The sequence below is a fragment of the Tateyamaria sp. ANG-S1 genome, from assembly GCF_000814025.1.
Taxonomy (GTDB): domain Bacteria; phylum Pseudomonadota; class Alphaproteobacteria; order Rhodobacterales; family Rhodobacteraceae; genus Tateyamaria.
This window is the reverse complement of the sequence record NZ_JWLL01000003.1, coordinates 275,462-293,410: the sequence shown is the minus strand read 5'-3', so window position 1 is coordinate 293,410 and position 17,949 is coordinate 275,462. Positions and strand designations below refer to the sequence as shown.

Annotated in this window: 19 protein-coding genes; 17 read left to right on the top strand and 2 right to left on the bottom strand. The window is 63.1% G+C overall.

Annotated features, from left to right (window positions below; translation table 11 throughout):
* Positions 1 to 6: 6 nt before the first annotated feature.
* The 17 genes from RA29_RS03295 (at position 7) to RA29_RS03215 (ending at position 15,525) form a co-directional block, all read left to right on the top strand.
* Positions 7 to 1,512: a GMC family oxidoreductase N-terminal domain-containing protein gene (locus RA29_RS03295; RefSeq protein ID WP_039682893.1), complete on the top strand. Its 1,506-nt coding sequence runs from the start codon at positions 7 to 9 to the stop codon at positions 1,510 to 1,512.
* The gene (locus tag RA29_RS03290; RefSeq protein WP_039682891.1) at positions 1,509 to 2,537 is read left to right on the top strand and encodes a sugar ABC transporter permease; all 1,029 of its coding nucleotides are present in this window, start codon (positions 1,509 to 1,511) and stop codon (positions 2,535 to 2,537) included. Before RA29_RS03295 ends, RA29_RS03290 begins: the two co-directional genes overlap by 4 nt.
* Entirely contained in the window at positions 2,538 to 3,689 is a 1,152-nt protein-coding gene (locus tag RA29_RS03285) for a carbohydrate ABC transporter permease (RefSeq protein WP_039682889.1), read from the top strand.
* Between the two features lie 71 nt (positions 3,690 to 3,760).
* The gene (locus tag RA29_RS03280; protein ID WP_039682887.1) at positions 3,761 to 4,291 is read left to right on the top strand and encodes an ester cyclase; all 531 of its coding nucleotides are present in this window, start codon (positions 3,761 to 3,763) and stop codon (positions 4,289 to 4,291) included.
* A gap of 9 nt (positions 4,292 to 4,300) precedes the next feature.
* Positions 4,301 to 5,629, top strand: coding sequence for a histidinol dehydrogenase (gene hisD / locus RA29_RS03275; protein ID WP_039682885.1), 1,329 nt, complete (start codon positions 4,301 to 4,303; stop codon positions 5,627 to 5,629).
* A 2-nt stretch (positions 5,630 to 5,631) separates the two neighbouring features.
* On the top strand, positions 5,632 to 6,636 hold the full coding sequence (locus tag RA29_RS03270; RefSeq protein ID WP_039682883.1) for an ester cyclase: 1,005 nt from the start codon (positions 5,632 to 5,634) through the stop codon (positions 6,634 to 6,636).
* Positions 6,633 to 7,682, top strand: coding sequence for an ester cyclase (locus RA29_RS03265; protein ID WP_039682881.1), 1,050 nt, complete (start codon positions 6,633 to 6,635; stop codon positions 7,680 to 7,682). The genes RA29_RS03270 and RA29_RS03265 overlap by 4 nt, the downstream gene beginning before the upstream one ends.
* The gene (locus RA29_RS03260) at positions 7,679 to 8,437 is read left to right on the top strand and encodes an SDR family oxidoreductase (RefSeq protein WP_039682879.1); all 759 of its coding nucleotides are present in this window, start codon (positions 7,679 to 7,681) and stop codon (positions 8,435 to 8,437) included. Before RA29_RS03265 ends, RA29_RS03260 begins: the two co-directional genes overlap by 4 nt.
* Complete coding sequence (locus tag RA29_RS03255; RefSeq protein ID WP_039682878.1) at positions 8,437 to 9,456, top strand: LacI family DNA-binding transcriptional regulator; 1,020 nt, start codon at positions 8,437 to 8,439, stop codon at positions 9,454 to 9,456. Before RA29_RS03260 ends, RA29_RS03255 begins: the two co-directional genes overlap by 1 nt.
* Complete coding sequence (locus tag RA29_RS03250; protein WP_039683890.1) at positions 9,453 to 10,421, top strand: polyketide cyclase; 969 nt, start codon at positions 9,453 to 9,455, stop codon at positions 10,419 to 10,421. Before RA29_RS03255 ends, RA29_RS03250 begins: the two co-directional genes overlap by 4 nt.
* 42 nt (positions 10,422 to 10,463) lie before the next feature.
* Positions 10,464 to 11,078, top strand: coding sequence for a pyridoxamine 5'-phosphate oxidase family protein (locus RA29_RS03245; RefSeq protein ID WP_241462539.1), 615 nt, complete (start codon positions 10,464 to 10,466; stop codon positions 11,076 to 11,078).
* The gene (locus tag RA29_RS03240; RefSeq protein WP_039682876.1) at positions 11,075 to 11,611 is read left to right on the top strand and encodes a DUF6653 family protein; all 537 of its coding nucleotides are present in this window, start codon (positions 11,075 to 11,077) and stop codon (positions 11,609 to 11,611) included. Before RA29_RS03245 ends, RA29_RS03240 begins: the two co-directional genes overlap by 4 nt.
* Positions 11,608 to 12,573, top strand: coding sequence for a cupin domain-containing protein (locus RA29_RS03235; RefSeq protein ID WP_039682874.1), 966 nt, complete (start codon positions 11,608 to 11,610; stop codon positions 12,571 to 12,573). The genes RA29_RS03240 and RA29_RS03235 overlap by 4 nt, the downstream gene beginning before the upstream one ends.
* Entirely contained in the window at positions 12,561 to 13,172 is a 612-nt protein-coding gene (locus RA29_RS03230) for a class I SAM-dependent methyltransferase (RefSeq protein ID WP_052249442.1), read from the top strand. The genes RA29_RS03235 and RA29_RS03230 overlap by 13 nt, the downstream gene beginning before the upstream one ends.
* A gap of 11 nt (positions 13,173 to 13,183) precedes the next feature.
* The gene (locus RA29_RS03225) at positions 13,184 to 14,308 is read left to right on the top strand and encodes a cobalamin-independent methionine synthase II family protein (RefSeq protein WP_039682870.1); all 1,125 of its coding nucleotides are present in this window, start codon (positions 13,184 to 13,186) and stop codon (positions 14,306 to 14,308) included.
* Between the two features lie 3 nt (positions 14,309 to 14,311).
* On the top strand, positions 14,312 to 15,004 hold the full coding sequence (locus RA29_RS03220; RefSeq protein WP_039682868.1) for an RraA family protein: 693 nt from the start codon (positions 14,312 to 14,314) through the stop codon (positions 15,002 to 15,004).
* Positions 15,001 to 15,525, top strand: coding sequence for a CIA30 family protein (locus RA29_RS03215; protein ID WP_342666378.1), 525 nt, complete (start codon positions 15,001 to 15,003; stop codon positions 15,523 to 15,525). The genes RA29_RS03220 and RA29_RS03215 overlap by 4 nt, the downstream gene beginning before the upstream one ends.
* Here the strand turns inward: RA29_RS03215 and RA29_RS03210 are convergent.
* Both RA29_RS03210 and RA29_RS03205 read right to left on the bottom strand, forming a co-directional pair.
* The gene (locus tag RA29_RS03210; RefSeq protein ID WP_039682867.1) at positions 15,522 to 16,754 is read right to left on the bottom strand and encodes a mandelate racemase/muconate lactonizing enzyme family protein; all 1,233 of its coding nucleotides are present in this window, start codon (positions 16,752 to 16,754) and stop codon (positions 15,522 to 15,524) included. The two genes, RA29_RS03215 and RA29_RS03210, sit on opposite strands and share 4 nt — an antisense overlap.
* Before the next feature lie 72 nt (positions 16,755 to 16,826).
* Positions 16,827 to 17,918, bottom strand: a complete 1,092-nt coding sequence (locus tag RA29_RS03205; RefSeq protein ID WP_039683883.1) for a Zn-dependent alcohol dehydrogenase — start codon at positions 17,916 to 17,918, stop codon at positions 16,827 to 16,829.
* Positions 17,919 to 17,949 lie beyond the last annotated feature (31 nt).

Sequence of the window (17,949 nt, the reverse complement as noted above, 5' to 3'; positions counted from 1 at the left end):
GGACAGATGACACGTGAATACGATCATATCGTTGTGGGCGGTGGCTCTGCTGGATGCGCGGTGGCCGCGCGTCTTGCCGAACGACCGGGCGCAAAGGTGTGCGTGGTCGAGGCGGGGCCGTCCGATCGGGACATCCGGGTCAAGGTGCCCTTTGCTCTTGTGAACCTTTTGGCCTCCGACCGCCGCAACTGGAAGCGGCAAACTGTACCCATGGCATCGGCTGGCAACCGGCAAGTGTCCGTCCCGCGCGGCAAGATGCTGGGCGGGTCGGGCTCGATCAATTCTATGGTCTGGTTCCGTGGCACCCGCGCTGATTTCGACACCTGGGGCCTGCCCGGATGGGACAGCGCGGCGGTCTGGCGGGCTTTCGACGCGGTCGAGGCGCGGATGACACCCGACCGCCTGCCGCACCCGCACCCCCTGTCCGAAGCGTTCGGCCGCGTCTTCCCAGCCAACGACCCGCACGCCCCGCCCACGCCGGAACGGAAAAGCGCGGGCGTGTTCCACACCAACATGAGGGGCGGCGCGCGCTGGTCAGCCGCCGACGGGTTCCTGCGGCCATCCGGTGCGGACGTGATCACGGACGCCGAGGTAGACCACGTCACCTTCGACAGCACCCGTGCTACGGGCGTCGTTCTGCGCGACGGGCGCACCTTGACTGCGCGGGCGAGCGTTGTCCTGTCGGCAGGCAGCATCGAAAGCCCAATGATCCTCATGCGCTCCGGCATCGGACCGGGCGTAGACCTGAAAGCCGCAGGCATCGACGTGCGCATCGACACGCCCGGCGTGGGTGCAAACCTGCACGACCACCCAGGTTTCGGCCTGCATTTCAAGGGGCAGGGGTCGGGTTATGGTCTGACCCTTGGTCAGCTCCCGGCATGGGCACTGTCCCCATTCCAATGGCTCTTCGCGCGCTCCGGGCGGCTCAGCTCCAACACGGTCGAGGCGGGCGCCTTCTACAGCGTCACCGACAGCGACGCGCCTGACATCCAGACCCATTTCCTGCCCTTCCTGATGGGCTGGCAGGGCCGCGCGATCATCTGGGGATCGGGCTACTTCGCCGATGTCTGCCTGTGCCAACCCCGCTCACGTGGCCGGTTGCGCATGGGCACCGACCGTTTCCAACCCCTTATCGACCTCAACCTGTTCGGCGACGACTGGGACCTCGGCATGATGGTGAAGGGTGTCGAACGCCTGCGCGCGCTGCTTGATGCCGCTCCCTTCGAACACCGCCGCGCACCCGAGGGCTTCCCGGGCACCCATATCACCGGCGCCGCCCTCCGCGAAGTGATCCGCACGCGAGCAGGCACCGCCTACCACCCCGTCGGCACCGTCGCCCTCGGTGGCCCGCTCGATGCGCAGGGTGCGGTCAAAGGCGTGGACAACCTCTGGGTAGCCGATGCCTCGGTCATGCCGCGCATCACCAGCGCCAACACCAACGCCCCATCCATGATGATTGGCTGGCAGATCGGAGGCCATGTGGCCGCCGCAGCGACAAGGAAAGCAGCATGAAGTTCAAAACCTTCTTCTGGTTCGTGGCCCCGTCGGTCTTCATGATGCTCTTGTTCATCGCGGCCCCCCTGATCTCGGTTTTCATCCAGTCCTTCCAGATCACCCAGCCCGTGATGCAGCAGATCGAGGTCGAGACCTGCACCCCGGGCTTCCTCACCCAGACCTGCGTGACCGAGGTCAAGACGGTGCCCGTCATCAATGAAGAAACCGGACGCACCGAAACCACCACCGCCTGGGTCGGCTTTCAAAGCTACCAGAACGTGCTGCAAATGGATAAATTCTGGTCCGCCATCGGGTCCGGCAATTGGGGCGAGATCCTGCAAATCGACTTCTGGAAGGCCCTGCGGTTCACCCTGATGTTCACGCTCGTGACCTTGCCGCTGGTGATCGGTGTGGGTCTCATGATCGCGCTCGCAGTCAACAACGCCGCCAAGTCCTTGCGTGGCCCAGTGATCTTCGTCTCGCTGCTGCCCTTCATCATCACGCCGGTCATCGGGTCACTGTCGATCTACTGGCTCTTCGTGGGTGACGGCATCCTCACGGCCACGCTCGAACGCTGGACGGGCCAGGACATCGCCATGTTCGCGCAGGCTTGGACCATCGAACTGCTCATGTATTTCTACCGCGTCTGGCACGTCGCGCCCTTCGCCTTCGTGATCTTCTACGCGGGCCTGCAAACGGTGAACATGGACACGCTGGAAAGCGCGATCATCGATGGCGCCAGCCGCTTTGAACGGCTGCGCTATGTGATCGTGCCGCACCTGATGCCGCTGATCATCTTCATCGCACTGATCCACCTGATGGACTGCTACCGCGTCTTCGACGAGATCATCGGCTTCCGCAGCCAGGCGCATGTCATCTCGCTGCAATGGCTGACCTTCGACTTCCTGACACCGGATGACGCGGGCAACCGGGCGATCAGCCGGGCCGCCGCCAGCGCCATGCTGACCATGGTGGGCATCGTGATCCTGCTGATCCTGCCGCTGCGCCGCACCTGGCGCGACCACAAAGGGGGGGCACACTAGATGTCAAAAGCCACCGCACAGCCGCTGTCGCTCAAGCTTGCATCGGGCGCGTTCCTCGCCTTCTGGTGCCTGATCGCAGCCTTCCCCATCGCCTGGATCGCGGTGATGAGCGTGAAGTCCCCGCGCGACGCCTTCGACGCCAGCGCGTGGAACGTGATCACCGGACCCGCCACGCGGGCGGCGGGCAACGGGCTCAGCTTCCTCGACATTCTGCTGGGGCTGATCGTGCTGTACTTCGCGATCCGCTGGGCTTTCACAAAGCTGTCCCGGTTGGTCGAGCAATTCTCGCCCCCCGGCTTCATCGTGTTGGGCTGGCTTGTTGGTGCAGCCGTCTACGGCCTGCTGTTCGTGCTAATCTTCTTCGGCGCACTGCCCGTGATCTTCGGCGCACTCAACAGCATCGCGGGGCCGCTTGGCACACCCATCCTCGGCCTGACGACCGAGCACTACGTGGCGGTCTGGGCGGAAAACCAGTTCTACCGCAACTTCATCAACTCCATGATCGTGACGGCAGGCGTGGTGACCGTATCGCTCACCGTGGGCACGCTGGCAGGCTACGGCCTCGCGCGCTCCGGCTCGAACCTCGCCTTCTGGCTCCTGATCATCGCACTTGTCTTCCGTGCCCTGCCGCACTCTGTGCTAGTGGCCGGCTATCTGCCGTGGTTCATCAACTCGGCGGAAATCCTGCGTCCGATCCTGGGCGACCTCAGCCCCACGCTTTACGGCCAGCCCTGGGCGATCATCGCGGTGCTGGTGGCGATCAACCAGCCCTTTACCATCTGGATGCTGCGGTCGTTCTTCCAGAACATCCCGTCCGAACTGGACGAGGCGGCGCGCGTTGACGGCTGCTCGCATTTCCAGGCGTTCCGCCGCGTGATCATGCCGGTCATGTGGCCGGGGGTGATCACCACGGGCCTCTTCAGCTTTCTTCTTGGCTACAACGACTTCCTCGTCACGGCCCTGCTGCTCGACGCCCAGAACCAGACAATGGTCCCGGCCATCGCAGGCTACTTCAACCGCGAAACCACCACGACGGATCAGGTCGAAGCGGTGGCGGCAGCGGTGTCCATCACCGCCCCATTGTTCCTGCTGGTCATGGTCTTCCAACGCCAGATCGTATCGGGCCTCACGGCAGGTGCGGTGAAGGGATGAGACGCTCTTCAAGCCCATCTGGGCTTTCATCGCTGGCCCAAACGAAGACAGCCCAAAGGGGTGGATGAGAGATGAAAGGTTCCCGACCGGAACAGGCGGTTCTGACCCGCGATACGGATATGTCCAAAACGGAAGACACCCGCGCTGTAATCGAAGGGATGGTCGATGGTCTCAACGACCACCGCATTGACGATATCGGCCAGTTCTTTGCCGAAAGTTTCCGCTGGATGGGCAACACCGGCTGCGGCACCAAGACGGGCCTGCAGCAGTTCCAGGACAACTGGCAGCGCCCGTTCCAGGCCGCCTTCGCCGACAAGGTCTGCGTGGACGAAGCCCGGCTGTATATGGGCGAGTGGGCCGCCGCCTTTGGCCGACAGGAGGCCACCCATGCTGGTGAGTTCATGGGGATTGCGCCCACCGGCAAGCGGATCGAGATCCGGTACATGGATTTCTGGAAGGTCGAAGACGGCCGCATCACCGACAACTACGTGATGGTCGATTTCCCCCACGTGCTCGCCCAGCTGGGGCGGGACGTTTTTGATGGTGAAGGCTGGGAAGCCTTCGATCGCGGCGACAAGACACCGCCGCGCCCCGACAACTGAGGTGACGAGATGACGATTGAATATCTGAAACGCGGCAAGCCCGAAGCAGAGCGGGCCGAGGACGATGCCAAAACCCGCGCCATTGTTGAAGCGACTTTGGCCGATATCGAAAAGCGCGGGGATGCTGCCGTGCGTGAGTTGTCGGAGAAGTTCGATGGTTACAGCCCCGACAGCTTCCGCCTGACCCAAGCCGAAATCGACGCGCTGATCGCCGAGCTGACCCCGCGCGAGCTGGCCGACATCCAGTTCGCCCAGCAGCAGGTCCGTGACTTTGCGCAAGCCCAGCGGGACTCGATGCTGGATATCGAGGTCGAGACGATGCCGGGCGTGATCCTCGGCCACAAGAACATCCCCGTGCAGTCCGTCGGCTGCTACGTACCGGGCGGCAAGTTCCCGATGGTCGCATCCGCCCACATGTCGGTCGCCACGGCCAGCGTCGCCGGTGTGCCCCGCATTATCGCCTGTACCCCTCCGTGGCAGGGCAAGCCGAACCCGGCGGTAATCGCAGCGATGCATCTGGGCGGCGCGCACGAAATCTACGTCATGGGCGGCATTCAGGCCGTGGGGGCCATGGCCATCGGGACCGAGACGATTGATCCGGTCCACATGCTCGTCGGGCCCGGCAACGCCTTTGTGGCCGAGGCCAAGCGTCAGCTTTTCGGCCGCGTGGGCATTGACCTGTTTGCAGGTCCGACCGAGACGATGGTGATCGCGGACGAGACGGTGGACGCAGAGATGTGTGCCACCGACCTGCTCGGGCAGGCGGAGCATGGCTACAACTCGCCTGCCGTTCTGCTGACGAACTCGCGCAAGCTGGCGGATGAGACGGCGGCAGAGATCGAGCGCATCCTGGGCATTCTGCCCACTGCCGACACGGCCCGCAAAAGCTGGGAGGACTATGGCGAGATCATCCTCTGCGATACTTATGATGAGATGTTGCAGGTGGCTGATGATGTGGCCAGTGAGCACGTGCAGGTGATGACCGACCGCGATGACTGGTTCCTGGAACACATGACCTGCTACGGCGCGCTGTTCCTTGGGCCGCGCACCAATGTCGCCAACGGGGACAAGGTGATCGGGACCAACCACACCCTGCCCACGAAAAAGGCGGGGCGGTATACGGGGGGTCTGTGGGTCGGCAAGTACCTCAAGACCCACAGCTATCAGAAGGTCACCACGGACGAGGCGGCGGCGGAGATCGGGGCCTATGGCTCGCGTCTGTGCATGCTGGAAGGGTTCGTGGGCCATGCCGAGCAGTGCAACCTGCGCGTCCGCCGCTATGGCGGGATCAACGTGCCTTATGGTGAGGGGGCCCCTGCGCGCGACGCAGCGGAATAGCCGTGACCGACCAGAACCAACGCAACAAGGCCACGGCGCTGACGCTGTGGGCGGCCTTGGATCGCGACCCGGAGAGTGCGGCGGCGCTGCTGCCCGCGCTGGACGGGTGGCATGGGCCTGCGCCCATCGGGATGCAGGGCAGTGCCGATGGGATCATCGGTGGGCTCTTTGCCCCTCTGCGCGCGGCCATTCCCAATTTGAGACGGCAGACGCATATTTTCATGGGCGGTGCATCCTCGGCGCATGAAAGCGGCGCGGGGGATGGGGCGCATTGGGTGGCGGGCACCGGGTACTATACCGGGCGTGCGACATCGGAGGTGTTTGGCATCCCTGCCACGGGTCATGATTTGCGCATTCGGTGGGGTGAGTTTCTGCGGTTTGATGAGGCTGGGAACATCACCTATGCCCAGACGATCTGGGACTTTGTCGATTGGTTTGACCAGATTGGATTGCCCGTTCTGCCGCGCCCGCGCGGGGCGGCGCATGTGTACCCGGCACCCACTGCGTATGACGGTGTTTTGACAGCCGTGCAACTGGAAGTTGAGTCTATAAAATCAATGACTTTGGGGCGCGCGTTAATATTTGGCGGGCTCAACAGTTTTGATGAAAATGACCTGACCAGCATGGGCATGGCGCGGTTCTTTCATCCCAATATCAAATGGTACGGGCCGGGCGGCATCGGCGCCTGCCTGTCGCTGGCCGAGTTCGAGACGCGGCACCAACAGCCGTGGCTGACGGCCTTTCCCGACCGCAAGGTGATGCATTTGGAAAGCCTCTTTGCCGAGGATCGGATGGTCGCCGCCTCTGGCCCGAAGGGCGTGGTGGGCACCCATGGCGGGACGTATTTGGGGCACGCGGCTACGGGTGCGCCGATCGAGGTGTCAGGCCTAGATTTCTGGCTGCGGACGGACGGGAAGTTCTCCGAGAACTGGGTATTCGTGGATATGATCCACCTGTTCCAGCAGATGGGCGTCGATCTGTTTGTCCGGATGGAGGTGCGGGCATGACCGACCGGCACACCAACCACAAGGCGCTGATCGCGCCGCTGCGCGCTGCGCTTTACGACTATGATGAGGCTGCCGTCCGGGCGGTGTTGCGAGATGTATGCGCCCCGGACGTCGTATTTCGCCTCGCCTTTCCCTTTGAAAGCATCGCGGGCGTGGATGCGTTTGTGGATGCGGGCTTTGCCCTGCTGGTGGCGGCTATCCCCGATTTGGAGCGGCGCGATTACATCGTCATGGCTGGTCCCACACCCGAAGGTGCGGATTGGGTCGGGTGTGGCGGGTACTACACCGGCACCTTCACCGCCCCGTGGCTCAACATCCCGCCGACCGGGCACATCGTGCATATGCGGTTCCATGAGTTCTATCGCTTCGAAGACGGCAAGATCGTCGAGATGCAGGCGCTGTGGGACATCCCCGAGGTGATGATGCAGGCGGGGGCGTGGCCGATGGTGCCGTCCTTGGGTCGCGAATTGCATGTGCCGGGCCCTGCGTCCTGCGATGGGTTGGTGCTGGGGCCCTACGATGCGGAAGTGTCCGCCGCGTCCTGCCAGCACATCATCGACATGCTGACGCATATGAAGAAGCACCCCGGTCAGGGCGGGCCTGAGGTGATGGAGATGGAGCGGTTCTGGCACCCGAAGATGATGTGGTATGGGCCCAGCGGCATCGGATCGGGGCGCGGGATTGCGGGCTTTCGCAACTGGCACCAGATCCCGTTTCTGAACGGGATGCCGGACCGCGGTCAGTATGTGGACGAGATCGTCTATCACTTCTTTGGTGACGCAAACTATGCTGCGGTCACGGGCTGGCCGAACATGTACCAGACGGTGACGCATGGAGGGTGGCTGGGGCTGCCGCCGACAGATAAGCGGATTGAGATGCGGTCGCTTGATTTTTGGCGGCTGGAGAACGGGTTGATACGGGAGAATTGGGTGATGGTGGACATGCTGCAGATGTATGACCAGATGGGCGTCGACGTGCTGGCGCGGATGCGCGAATTCAACAAGGCGCGTGCGGGGTTTGACCCGGAGACGGGGAGGGCGGCATGAGCCTGCCGAAGACCCCTTCGTTTGATCTGTCGGGCAAGCGGGCGTTGGTGACGGGTGCTTCGTCTGGCATCGGGCTGGGTTGTGCCGTCGCTTTGGCTGAGGCGGGTGCGCATGTGGTCTGTGCCGCGCGGCGGGCTGATGTTTTGGCGGACGTGGTTGGGGCCATGACTGAACAGGGCTGGAGCGCGGAGGCGTTGCAGTTCGATCAGTCGGATATGGCGGCCATTGAGGCCGCTTTTGATCGGCCATGCGACATTGTCTTGAACTCGGCTGGTCTGGCGCGGCATGGGCCTTCGATGGAGACGCAACCCGAGGATTTCGATGCGGTTGTCGGCATCAATCTGAAGGGCGCATACTTCCTTTCCACCGCCGCTGCGCGAGCGTTGACCGAGGCAGGCAAGGGTGGGTCGATCATCCATATCTCATCGCAAATGGGTCATGTGGGTGGCATCGACCGGGCTGTCTATTGCGCCACGAAACACGGGGTCGAGGGCATGGTGAAGGCCATGGCCATCGAGTGGGGCAAGGCGAATATTCGCATCAATACGGTCTGCCCGACCTTTGTGCGCACGGCCTTTACCGAGAAGTCGTTTGAGGACCCCGAGCGCTATGCCTGGATCATGGACAAGATCAAGTTGCCGCGCGTGGCAGAGGTCGAGGACATCATGGGGGCGGTGCTGTTTCTGGCCTCGGATGCGTCTGCGATGGTTACCGGCACCTCGATGCTGATCGACGGGGGTTGGACAGCGGACTGATGCCCGACAAGGTGACAGCACTCGATGTGGCTGAACGCGCGGGCGTGTCCCGCTCGGCCGTCAGTCGTGTCTTCACCCCCGGTGCGTCGGTGTCGAAACGCACCGCGGATAAGGTGCGTCAAGCGGCGGATGATCTGGGGTATCGGCCCAATGTGCTGGCGCGGTCGCTGATTACCGGACGGAGCCGTATTGTGGGGTTGCTGGTTGCTTACTTGGAAAACCACTTCTACCCCGAAGCTATCGAGCGGTTGAGCCGCAAGCTGCAGGAGCAGGGCTACCACGTGCTGGTGTTCATCTCGTCGAACTCGGCGGATGATGCGGATGAGGTGATGCGGGAACTGCTGGACTATCAGGTGGATGGGATCATTGCGGCCAGTGTCGGCATGTCGAACGACCTGACCCAGCGCTGCGAGGCGGCGGGCATTCCCATTGTCCTGTTCAACCGGGCGCAGGATGATGACCGGCTGTCCTCGGTCACCTCTGACAACTACCACGGTGGGCGCAAGCTGGCGGAGTTTCTGGTGGCCGGTGGGCACCAACGCATTGCGCATGTGGCCGGGTGGGAGGGAGCCTCGACCCAGCGGGACCGCGAGGCGGGCTTTGTCGCGGGGCTGGAGGTGGCGGGGCGCCGCCTGTTCGCACGCGGGGGCAGTGACTTCGACTTTGAAACCGCCAAGGATGTGGCGCGCGAGATGTTTGTGGGGCCGGAACGGCCGGATGCGGTGTTTTGTGCCAATGATCACATGGCCTTTGCCGTGATGGATGTTTTGAGATTTGAGTTGGGGCTGAGCGTGCCGGGCGACGTGTCGGTTGTGGGCTATGACGACGTGACCTTGGCCGCCTGGCCCAGCTATGACCTGACCACCGTGCGCCAGCCTGCCGGGCAGATGGCGGATGCCACGGTTGATATTCTGATGGACCGGCTTGCCGATCCTGACACCAAACCCCGCCGCGTCGCGCTGGATGGACCACTCATCCTGCGCGGGTCGGCCCGCATACCCAAAGGATGGACCGCATGAAGGGTTTTTCGAACCGGTGGAAGGACTTCCCCGACTATATCATCGGCATCACCAAGGAGATCTGGGAGGATCGCGGCATCGCGACCCTGCATCACTATTACAGCCCGGGCATCGTGGTGCGGTCGCCCGGTTCGGTGGTGATTGGGAACGAGAAGGTGATTGGGGCCACCATGGCGACGCTCGCCGAATTTCCGGACCGGACGCTGCTGGGTGAAGATGTGATCTGGAGCGGGACGCCGGAAGAGGGGATGCTGTCGTCGCACCGCATCCTGTCGACGGCGACGCACATGGCGGATGGTGTCTATGGCAAGGCATCTGGCAAGACGCTGCAGTACCGAATTATTGCGGACTGTCATGCCATCAATGATCAGATCAACGATGAGTGGTTGATCCGCGACCAGACGGCCATCGTGAACCAGATCGGGTGGGAGGCGAAGGCCTATGCTGCTGATCTGATCGAGCGTGAGGGTGGGATGGAAAACGCGGTGCGTCCTCTGAGCCATGCGACGGATCAGCCTGGGCCCTACAAGGGGCGCGGCAATGACAATGAGTGGGGCGCGAGGTACGCCGACATTCTGACGCGGATCATGGGGGCCGATATGGCCGTCATTCCCGGCGAGTATGACCGGGCGGTGCAGTCGGAGTATCCCGGCGGGCTGACCGGGCATGGGACAGGGCCGGTAGATCGTTTCTGGATGGGACTGCGGGCGTCGTTCCCGGATGCAACGTTCACCATTGATCACCAGATTGGGCGGGATGATGAGATGATGCCGCCCCGGGCCGCCATCCGATGGAGCCTGCATGGCAAACATGATGGGTGGGGGTATTTTGGCGCGCCGACGGGGGCTGAGGTCTATGTTCTGGGCATTTCTCATGCCGAGTTCGGGCCTTGGGGCCTGCGCCGGGAATATGCGCTCTTTGATGAGACGGCGATCTGGAAGCAGATCTTGTTGCAGACCGGCTGAGGTCGCATTTGCATATTTGAGGAACAATGAAAGGTCAGGGCCGTGCGCCGCTATGACGAGGTGATGTTTACCGATGCCGTGAAGGCGCTGCAGGAGGCGGATGGATCTGCCGAGATGTACGCGCGCAGCTATGGGGCGCGGACGCATGCGCTGAATGCGGATGAGGTGGCGTTCATCACGTCGCGCACGTCGTTCTACATGGGCACGGTGTCGGAGACCGGTTGGCCATACATCCAGCATCGGGGCGGGCCTGTCGGGTTTCTGAAGGTGCTGGATGATCACACGTTGGGTTTTGCGGACTATCGCGGGAACAAGCAGCACATTTCCGAGGGGAACCTGGCCGGTGATGACCGGGTGTCGCTGTTTCTGATGGATTACCCGCGCAAGGCCCGGATGAAGCTGCAGGGGCGTGCGACGTTTGCGAAGGCTGATGATGAGCCCGAGCTGGCCGAGCAACTGGCTGTCGAGGGGCAGGGTCGGGTTGAGCGGGTGGTGACGATCCGGATTGAGGCCTTTGACTGGAACTGTCCGCAGTTCATCACGCCGCGCTTTGATGCGGGTGAGATCGCGCAGCTTGTGGCACCGGAGATGGACAAGCTGCAGGCGCGGATTGCCGAGTTGGAAGCGGAGAATGCTGCGCTGAAGGGGCAGGCATGACCGACATCTACCGCGCTGCCGAACGTCTGATGGGGATGAAGGACGTTGATTGGCGGCGGCACGCAAGCCCGTGGAGCTTTTGGACGCGGTTTTCTTGCCTGCCTTTGATCGCGCTGGCGATTTATGCGCGGCAGTGGATCGGGGGGTGGGCGCTGCCGCTTTTTCTGTTGGCCGCAGCGTGGACATGGGTGAACCCGCGTGCGTTTCCTGCGCCCCGTGACTTTGGCAGTTGGGCATCGCGTGGGACACTGGGGGAGCGCATTTTTCTGGCGCGGGACCGCTATGACATCGCAGCGCATCACATGCGGCCGGCACATGTGTTGGTCGCCCTATCCGTCATCGGTCTGTTGCCCCTGATCTATGGCCTGATCGTGCTGAACCCGTGGACGACAATCCTTGGGCTGGTCGCCACCATCCTGCCGAAGGTCTGGTTCGTGGACCGCATGGTCTGGATCCACACCGACATCACCAATTCCAAACCGGGCGATCCGTTGCCCGATCCAACCCTCCCACATGAAAGGACCCCCACATGACCCCCGCCGAGATGGAGCCGCGCATTGTGCGTTATGGCGATCTGATGCCCTGCAAGACCGCGTTTATCGACGCGCACACGCCGGGGTCGGACCAGAAGGAGAACTTTACCATCATCGGGGGCGGGGTGTCGGAAAGCCCTGATCAGCACGTGCATATTTCGATCCCGCACGGCTTCAACATCGGGGCGGCGGGGCAGCCGCCGAAGTGCCGGAATTCGCTGCATTCGCACCGCACGGCAGAGGTATTCTTTGTCCTGTCGGGGCGTTGGCGGTTTTTCTGGGGACGCTGGGGGAAGGCCGGGGAGGTCGTGCTGGAAGAGGGGGATATCATCAACATTCCCACAGGTATTTTCCGTGGTTTCGAGAATATCGGCACCGACTACGGGATGATCATGGCGATCCTTGGCGGCGACGATGCGGGCGGCGGCGTGATCTGGGCCCCGCAAGTGATCGAGGAGGCGGGCGCGCATGGGCTGGTTCTGGGCGAGAATGGCAGCCTTTATGACAGCAAGAAGGGGGAGAGCCTGCCTGATGGCGTGGGGCCCATGCCGTTGCTGACCGCGGAGGAGTTGACGGAGTTCCCCGAGATGTCGCCGATGCAGGTCGTCGGCATGGGCGTGCGCCGGTATTGGGACATGGTGTGTCTGGCTAAGGACGCGCCCTGCAAGGTGATTGGCGAGACGGGAATTATTCGGGACAAGCCGGGGTTTGAGGTGGATCTGGTGACCCGCTCGAGTGCCTGCGATGACATGCACGCGCATGACAAGCCATCAGTCCTGATGCCGGTGAAAGGGCATTGGAAGGTGACGTGGGAGGGTGGCAGCACGACGCTGGCGCCCGGTGACACGATGAGCGTGCCGGAGAACTTGGCCCATAGCGCCGTGCCGTCGATGACGGGCGAGGCGGCGCTCTATCACGTGGTGGGCACGGATGATCCGGCGGGGCCGACGTGGGCAGGGTGAGCGCCGATCCCGAAGACATCCAGGGCGTCTATGACCGGCAGGCGGCGGTTTACGACGCTCGCCGGTCCCGTGCGTTGTTCGAGGCGCGGTGGTTGGCGCGGTTTGCGGTGGCCTTGCCCGGCGGGGCACGGGTGCTGGATCTGGGCTGCGGTACGGGCGATCCGATTGCGCGGTGGTTCATGGCTGAGGGGTTTTCCGTTACCGGTGTCGATTTTTCGGAGCCGATGCTGGCGATTGCGCGGGAACGGTGGCCGGAGGGCGACTGGCGGCAGGCGGATATGCGGGTGCTTGATCTGGGCGAGACCTTTGACGGCATCATTGCCTGGAACAGCTTTTTTCACCTGACGGCAGAGGCGCAGCGCGACTGTATCTCGCGTATGGCCGCGCATCTGGAACCCGGTGGCAGTTTGATGCTGACCGTTGGGCCAAGCGCAGGTGAGGCTGAGGGCACCGTTGGCGATGAGGCGGTCTATCACGCCTCGCTCTCGCCCGCGGGCTATGCCACATGTCTTGAAGAGAATGGCTTGCGCCTGACCGGGTTTCTGGCCGAAGACCCCGATGCGAACCAGCATACCGTGCTGATGGCGCGCAAAGACTGAAGGAGACCACCATGCCTGTCACAACCACCCATGTCGGGTCCTTGCCCCGGACGCAAAAGGTCGTCGATTTCATCTTTGCCCGCGAGCGGGAGGAGCCGTTTGAGCAGGCTGATTTCGATGCGGCGATGGCCGAGGCGGTGGACGACACGGTGGCCAAGCAGGTGGCGGCGGGTGTTGATATCGTCAGCGATGGCGAGACGTCGAAGATCAGTTATGCGACCTATGTCAAGGACCGCTATACCGGGTTTTCCGGCGACAGCCCGCGCAATGCGCCTGCTGATCTGAAGCAGTTTCCCAGCTTTCTCAAGCGCTTGGCCGAGGGTGGCGGCACCCCGCAATACGCCCGGCCCATGTGTACGGGTGAGGTGACGTCCAAGGGGCAGGGCGAGTTGGAGAAGGACATTGCGAACCTCAAGGCAGCGATGGCCAAGCATGGGGTTGAGCGCGGGTTTATGAATGCAGCCTCGCCCGGTGTGATTTCGCTGTTTTTGCAGAATGACTTTTATCCGACGCGCGACGCCTATCTGGCCGCCCTCGCCGATGCGATGAAGGCGGAGTATGAGACGATCGTGGGGGCTGGGCTGGATTTGCAGCTGGATTGCCCCGATTTGGCCCTGTCGCGGCACATGTTGTTCAACGACCTGAGCGATGCGGAGTTTGTAAAGATCGCGGATGCCCATGTGGAGGCGCTGAACCATGCGCTGGCGGATGTGCCTGCGGAGAAGGTACGGGTGCATATCTGCTGGGGCAATTACGAGGGGCCGCATGTGTGTGATGTGCCCATGGACACGGTCTTTCCCACGCTGATGGCGACCAAGGCGCGCTATGTTCTGTTCGAGACGTCGAACCCGCGTCATGCGCATGAGTGGACGGTGTTTCGGAACCGCAAAGCGGAGATACCGGATGACAAGGTGCTGGTGCCGGGCGTGGTCGATACCACCACGAACTTTGTCGAGCATCCGGAGGTCGTGCGGCAGCGGATCGAGCGGTTTACGGAGATTGTGGGTGCGGATCGGGTGATTGCGGGGAGCGATTGTGGGTTTGGCACTTTTGCGGGCTTCGGGTCAGTCGATCCGGAAATTGCCTATGCCAAGCTGAATGCCCTGTCCGAGGGTGCCGCGATGGTGAAGGGCTGAGTTATGGAGGACGCACTGCATGATCTGCTGAGGTCGGTGGATACGCCGACGGTCTGCAATGCCATTGAGGTCGCGCAGGGCAAGCGGGGGTTCAACGCCTTCACCCGTGGCACGATGCTGGCGTCGGACCCGGATGGGGTGATGGTGGGCTATGCGCGCACGGCCCGGATCCGGGCGCTGGCCCCGCCCACGGAGCCGCCCGAGGTGATCAAGGCGCGGCGGATGGCTTACTACAAGTACATGTCCGAAGGCGCGCGTCCGGCGGTCTGCGTGGTGCAGGATCTGGATGTGCCAAATGCTATTGGCGCCTATTGGGGTGAGGTGAACACGAATATTCACAAGGCATTTGGGCTGGCGGGAACGCTGACCGACGGGGTGATGCGCGACCTTGGCGATCTGGCAGAGGGGTACCCGGTGGTTGCTGGCTCTATCGGGCCGAGTCATGGGTTTGTGCATGTGGTGGATTATGACCAGCAGGTGCGTATCCATGGCCTCGACATCCGGCCCGGCGATCTGGTGCATGCGGACCGGCATGGGGCCGTGGTGATCCCGAAGGATGTGGTGGCTGGACTTACCGACGCCATCGCGACGCTGATGCGGTCGGAGAAGATCGTGTTTGATGCGGTCAAGGGCAAGCGGATCGGATTTGAGGAGTTCGAAGCGGTCTGGGCCGTATTCGAGGCGGCGCGGACGTGATCCGCTGGGCAATCGCCTTTGCCCTGCTATGTTCGCCGGTCATGGCGGATGATTTGGAACTTAGCCCCGACTGGGAATACGTGGCTGACACGGTGATGGGTGGTGTGTCTTCGGGGCAGGCCACGTTTGAGGTCGTTAAGGGGCGGGAGGCTGTGCGGCTGACCGGGCTCGTGTCGCTGGAGAACAATGGTGGCTTTGTGCAGATCGCTTTTGATCTGGCGGGCGGCGCTGTGTTCGATGCGAGCGGCTATGCCGGTGTGGCGCTGGATGTGCTGGGCAATGGCGAGACCTATGATCTGCGCCTGCGCACCGATGCGCTTACGCGGCCTTGGCAGTCGTTCCGGTCCGAGTTTGTGGCGCTCGATGAATGGACGACGCTCCGCATTCCCTTCACTGCTTTTGAGGCGCATCGTACCGATGTGTCGTTCGACCCGAGCCGGTTGCGACGGATCGGTATTCTCGCCATCGGGCGCGAGATGCAGGCGGACATTGCCGTGTCCGGTGTGCGGTTCTACCGCTAATCGCGCGGAGCGGGCGCGCCGCCCTCGAAGTTGTTGCCGCGTTCGTAGTCGCAGGGGGCCTCCTGCATCTGCAGGTGCAGGCCGTCGCCGGTATACGGGTGGGCGCGGGCCAGATCTTCGTCAACGTCGATGCCAAGGCCGGGGATCTCGGGGGGCGTGATGAAGCCGCGCTCGACCCGGATGCTGCCCTTGATCAGTTGGTCGTGGAAGGGCGTTTCGATGGTTTCGCACATCAATAGGTTCGGGATAGAGGCGGCGAGGTGGATGTTGGCGGCCCATTCCACGGGGCCTGCATAGAGGTGGGGGGCCATCTGGGCGTTGTAGACCTCGGCCATGGCGGCGACCTTTTTCATCTCCCATATGCCGCCTGCACGACCGAGGGCCGGTTGCAGGATCGTGGCGGCTCCGCTGCGCAGGATGGGGGCGAATTCTGCCTTGGTCGTGAGGCGCTCGCCGGTGGCGATGGGGATGCGCACGGCGCGGGCGACCTTGGCCATTTCCTCGACCGCGTCTGGGGGGATCGGTTCCTCGAACCAGAGCGGGGCATAGGGTTCGAGCGCCTGCCCGAGACGGATGGCGCCTGCGGTGGTGAACTGGCCGTGGGTGCCAAAGAGCAGGTCGGCGCGGTCGGCGACGGCCTCGCGGATGGCCTTGCAGAAGTCCACCGACATGGAGATGTCGCGCATTCCCGGCATGTGCCCGCCGCGCATCGTGTAGGGACCCGCGGGGTCGAATTTGACGGCGGTGTAGCCGCGGTCGACGCAATCGAGTGCTGCCTCAGCCGCCAGAACGGGCGAGGTCCAGAAGGCGTCGAGCCCGTGATGGGGTAGGGGGTAGAGGTAGGTGTAGGCGCGGATGCGGTCGTTCATCTTGCCGCCCAGAAGCGCCCAGACGGGGCGGTTACGCGCCTTGCCAAGGATGTCCCAGCAGGCAATTTCCAGCCCCGAAAAGGCGCCCATGACTGTCAGGTCCGGGCGTTGGGTGAAGCCGGAGGAATAAGCGCGGCGGAACATCAATTCGATGTTTTCGGGGTTTTCGGCAGCCATGTGGCGGGAGAACACATCCTCGATCACGGCCCGCATCGCGTCCGGCCCGACGGAGGAAGCGTAGCATTCGCCCCAACCGGTGATGCCGTCATCTGTCGTCAGCTTCACGAGAATCCAGTAGCGCCCGCCCCAACCTGGTGCCGGGGGGGCCGTAATGATGATATCGAGGTCCTTGAGCTTCATCCTTCAGTCCCTCTTCCCTGTTTCAAAAAAATCCCGGGGGTGAGGCCATAGGCCGAGGGGGCTGGCCCCCTTCTACCTCTCAAACAGGATCACGTTCCGCCGTGCCGTGCCGGACTTGGTGTCCGCGATAGCCTCGTTGATCTGTTCCAGCGACCAGCGGCCTGAAATCAGGCTGTCGAGTTGTAAGCGCCCCTGCTGGTAGAGGTCTACCATCCACGGAATGTCGCGTTGGATCACCACGTCGCCCATCTTTGACCCGAGCATGCCCTGACCAATCGCGGCGAGGATGACCGGTTCGTACTCTGCCGTTGCACCGGAATGTGGCATGCCAACCATGACGACCTTGCCGCCGCGGCCCATATATTTCGGCGCTTGTTCATAGGCGGGGATCGCGCCGACGGTGACGATCACGGCTTCTGCCCCCTTGCCGCCCAATGCCTTGTAGCTGGCACGCCAGGGCGACTTTTGCGTGGCAAGCACGCCGTGGGTTGCGCCAAAGGCCTTGGCGTCTTCCAGCTTTTCCTCGGTCATGTCGACGGCGACGATGCGGCGGGCGCCTGCGATGCGCGCGCCCTGGATGGCGTTCAGCCCCACACCGCCCGCGCCGATGACGACCACATCCTGTCCTGCGCGCAGACCGGCGGCGTTGACCACCGCGCCCACGCCCGTGATGACGCCACAGGCGATCAGGCTCGCGGCCTCTTTTGAGATGTCGCCGGGGATTTTGACAAGCTGCTTCTGGTCCACGACCACTTTCTCGGCGAACGCGCCACAGGCCATGGCCTGATGCAATTTGCCGTCCTCAGCCGTACGGATCGGTCCGGCGTCGCCATCATAGGGCGTTTCGCAGATTGTGGGTTTGCCGCTGGCGCAGGAGGGGCAGGTGCCGCAGGCGCGGATCAGGGTGACGACGACGCTGTCGCCCTCGGCCAGTCCGACGACGCCGGGGCCTACAGCGCTGACCACGCCCGCCGCTTCGTGCCCGTAAACAGCAGGCAGGCTGCCGCCCCAGGCCCCTTCGGCGTAAGAGATGTCGGAGTGACAGACTGCGACCGCATCCAGCGTCACCTCGACCTCGCCCATCTCGGGCGCGCGGATCAGGATGTCTTCGACCACGAGGGGCGCTCCGAAATCGTGGCACACGGCGGCTTTGATGGTTTGCATATCCGTCCCTTCGTCTGTCGTTGCCGTGACG

What these genes read in the sequence shown, in the direction of transcription:
- RA29_RS03210 (WP_039682867.1), bottom strand. Translation starts at nt 16,754, where the DNA reads ATGAAGCTCAAGGACCTCGATATCATCATTACGGCCCCCCCGGCACCA.
- hisD (WP_039682885.1), top strand. Translation starts at nt 4,301, where the DNA reads ATGACGATTGAATATCTGAAACGCGGCAAGCCCGAAGCAGAGCGGGCC.
- RA29_RS03240 (WP_039682876.1), top strand. Translation starts at nt 11,075, where the DNA reads ATGACCGACATCTACCGCGCTGCCGAACGTCTGATGGGGATGAAGGAC.
- RA29_RS03290 (WP_039682891.1), top strand. Translation starts at nt 1,509, where the DNA reads ATGAAGTTCAAAACCTTCTTCTGGTTCGTGGCCCCGTCGGTCTTCATG.
- RA29_RS03280 (WP_039682887.1), top strand. Translation starts at nt 3,761, where the DNA reads ATGAAAGGTTCCCGACCGGAACAGGCGGTTCTGACCCGCGATACGGAT.
- RA29_RS03205 (WP_039683883.1), bottom strand. Translation starts at nt 17,918, where the DNA reads ATGCAAACCATCAAAGCCGCCGTGTGCCACGATTTCGGAGCGCCCCTC.
- RA29_RS03235 (WP_039682874.1), top strand. Translation starts at nt 11,608, where the DNA reads ATGACCCCCGCCGAGATGGAGCCGCGCATTGTGCGTTATGGCGATCTG.
- RA29_RS03285 (WP_039682889.1), top strand. Translation starts at nt 2,538, where the DNA reads ATGTCAAAAGCCACCGCACAGCCGCTGTCGCTCAAGCTTGCATCGGGC.
- RA29_RS03260 (WP_039682879.1), top strand. Translation starts at nt 7,679, where the DNA reads ATGAGCCTGCCGAAGACCCCTTCGTTTGATCTGTCGGGCAAGCGGGCG.
- RA29_RS03265 (WP_039682881.1), top strand. Translation starts at nt 6,633, where the DNA reads ATGACCGACCGGCACACCAACCACAAGGCGCTGATCGCGCCGCTGCGC.
- RA29_RS03295 (WP_039682893.1), top strand. Translation starts at nt 7, where the DNA reads ATGACACGTGAATACGATCATATCGTTGTGGGCGGTGGCTCTGCTGGA.
- RA29_RS03250 (WP_039683890.1), top strand. Translation starts at nt 9,453, where the DNA reads ATGAAGGGTTTTTCGAACCGGTGGAAGGACTTCCCCGACTATATCATC.
- RA29_RS03225 (WP_039682870.1), top strand. Translation starts at nt 13,184, where the DNA reads ATGCCTGTCACAACCACCCATGTCGGGTCCTTGCCCCGGACGCAAAAG.
- RA29_RS03220 (WP_039682868.1), top strand. Translation starts at nt 14,312, where the DNA reads ATGGAGGACGCACTGCATGATCTGCTGAGGTCGGTGGATACGCCGACG.
- RA29_RS03255 (WP_039682878.1), top strand. Translation starts at nt 8,437, where the DNA reads ATGCCCGACAAGGTGACAGCACTCGATGTGGCTGAACGCGCGGGCGTG.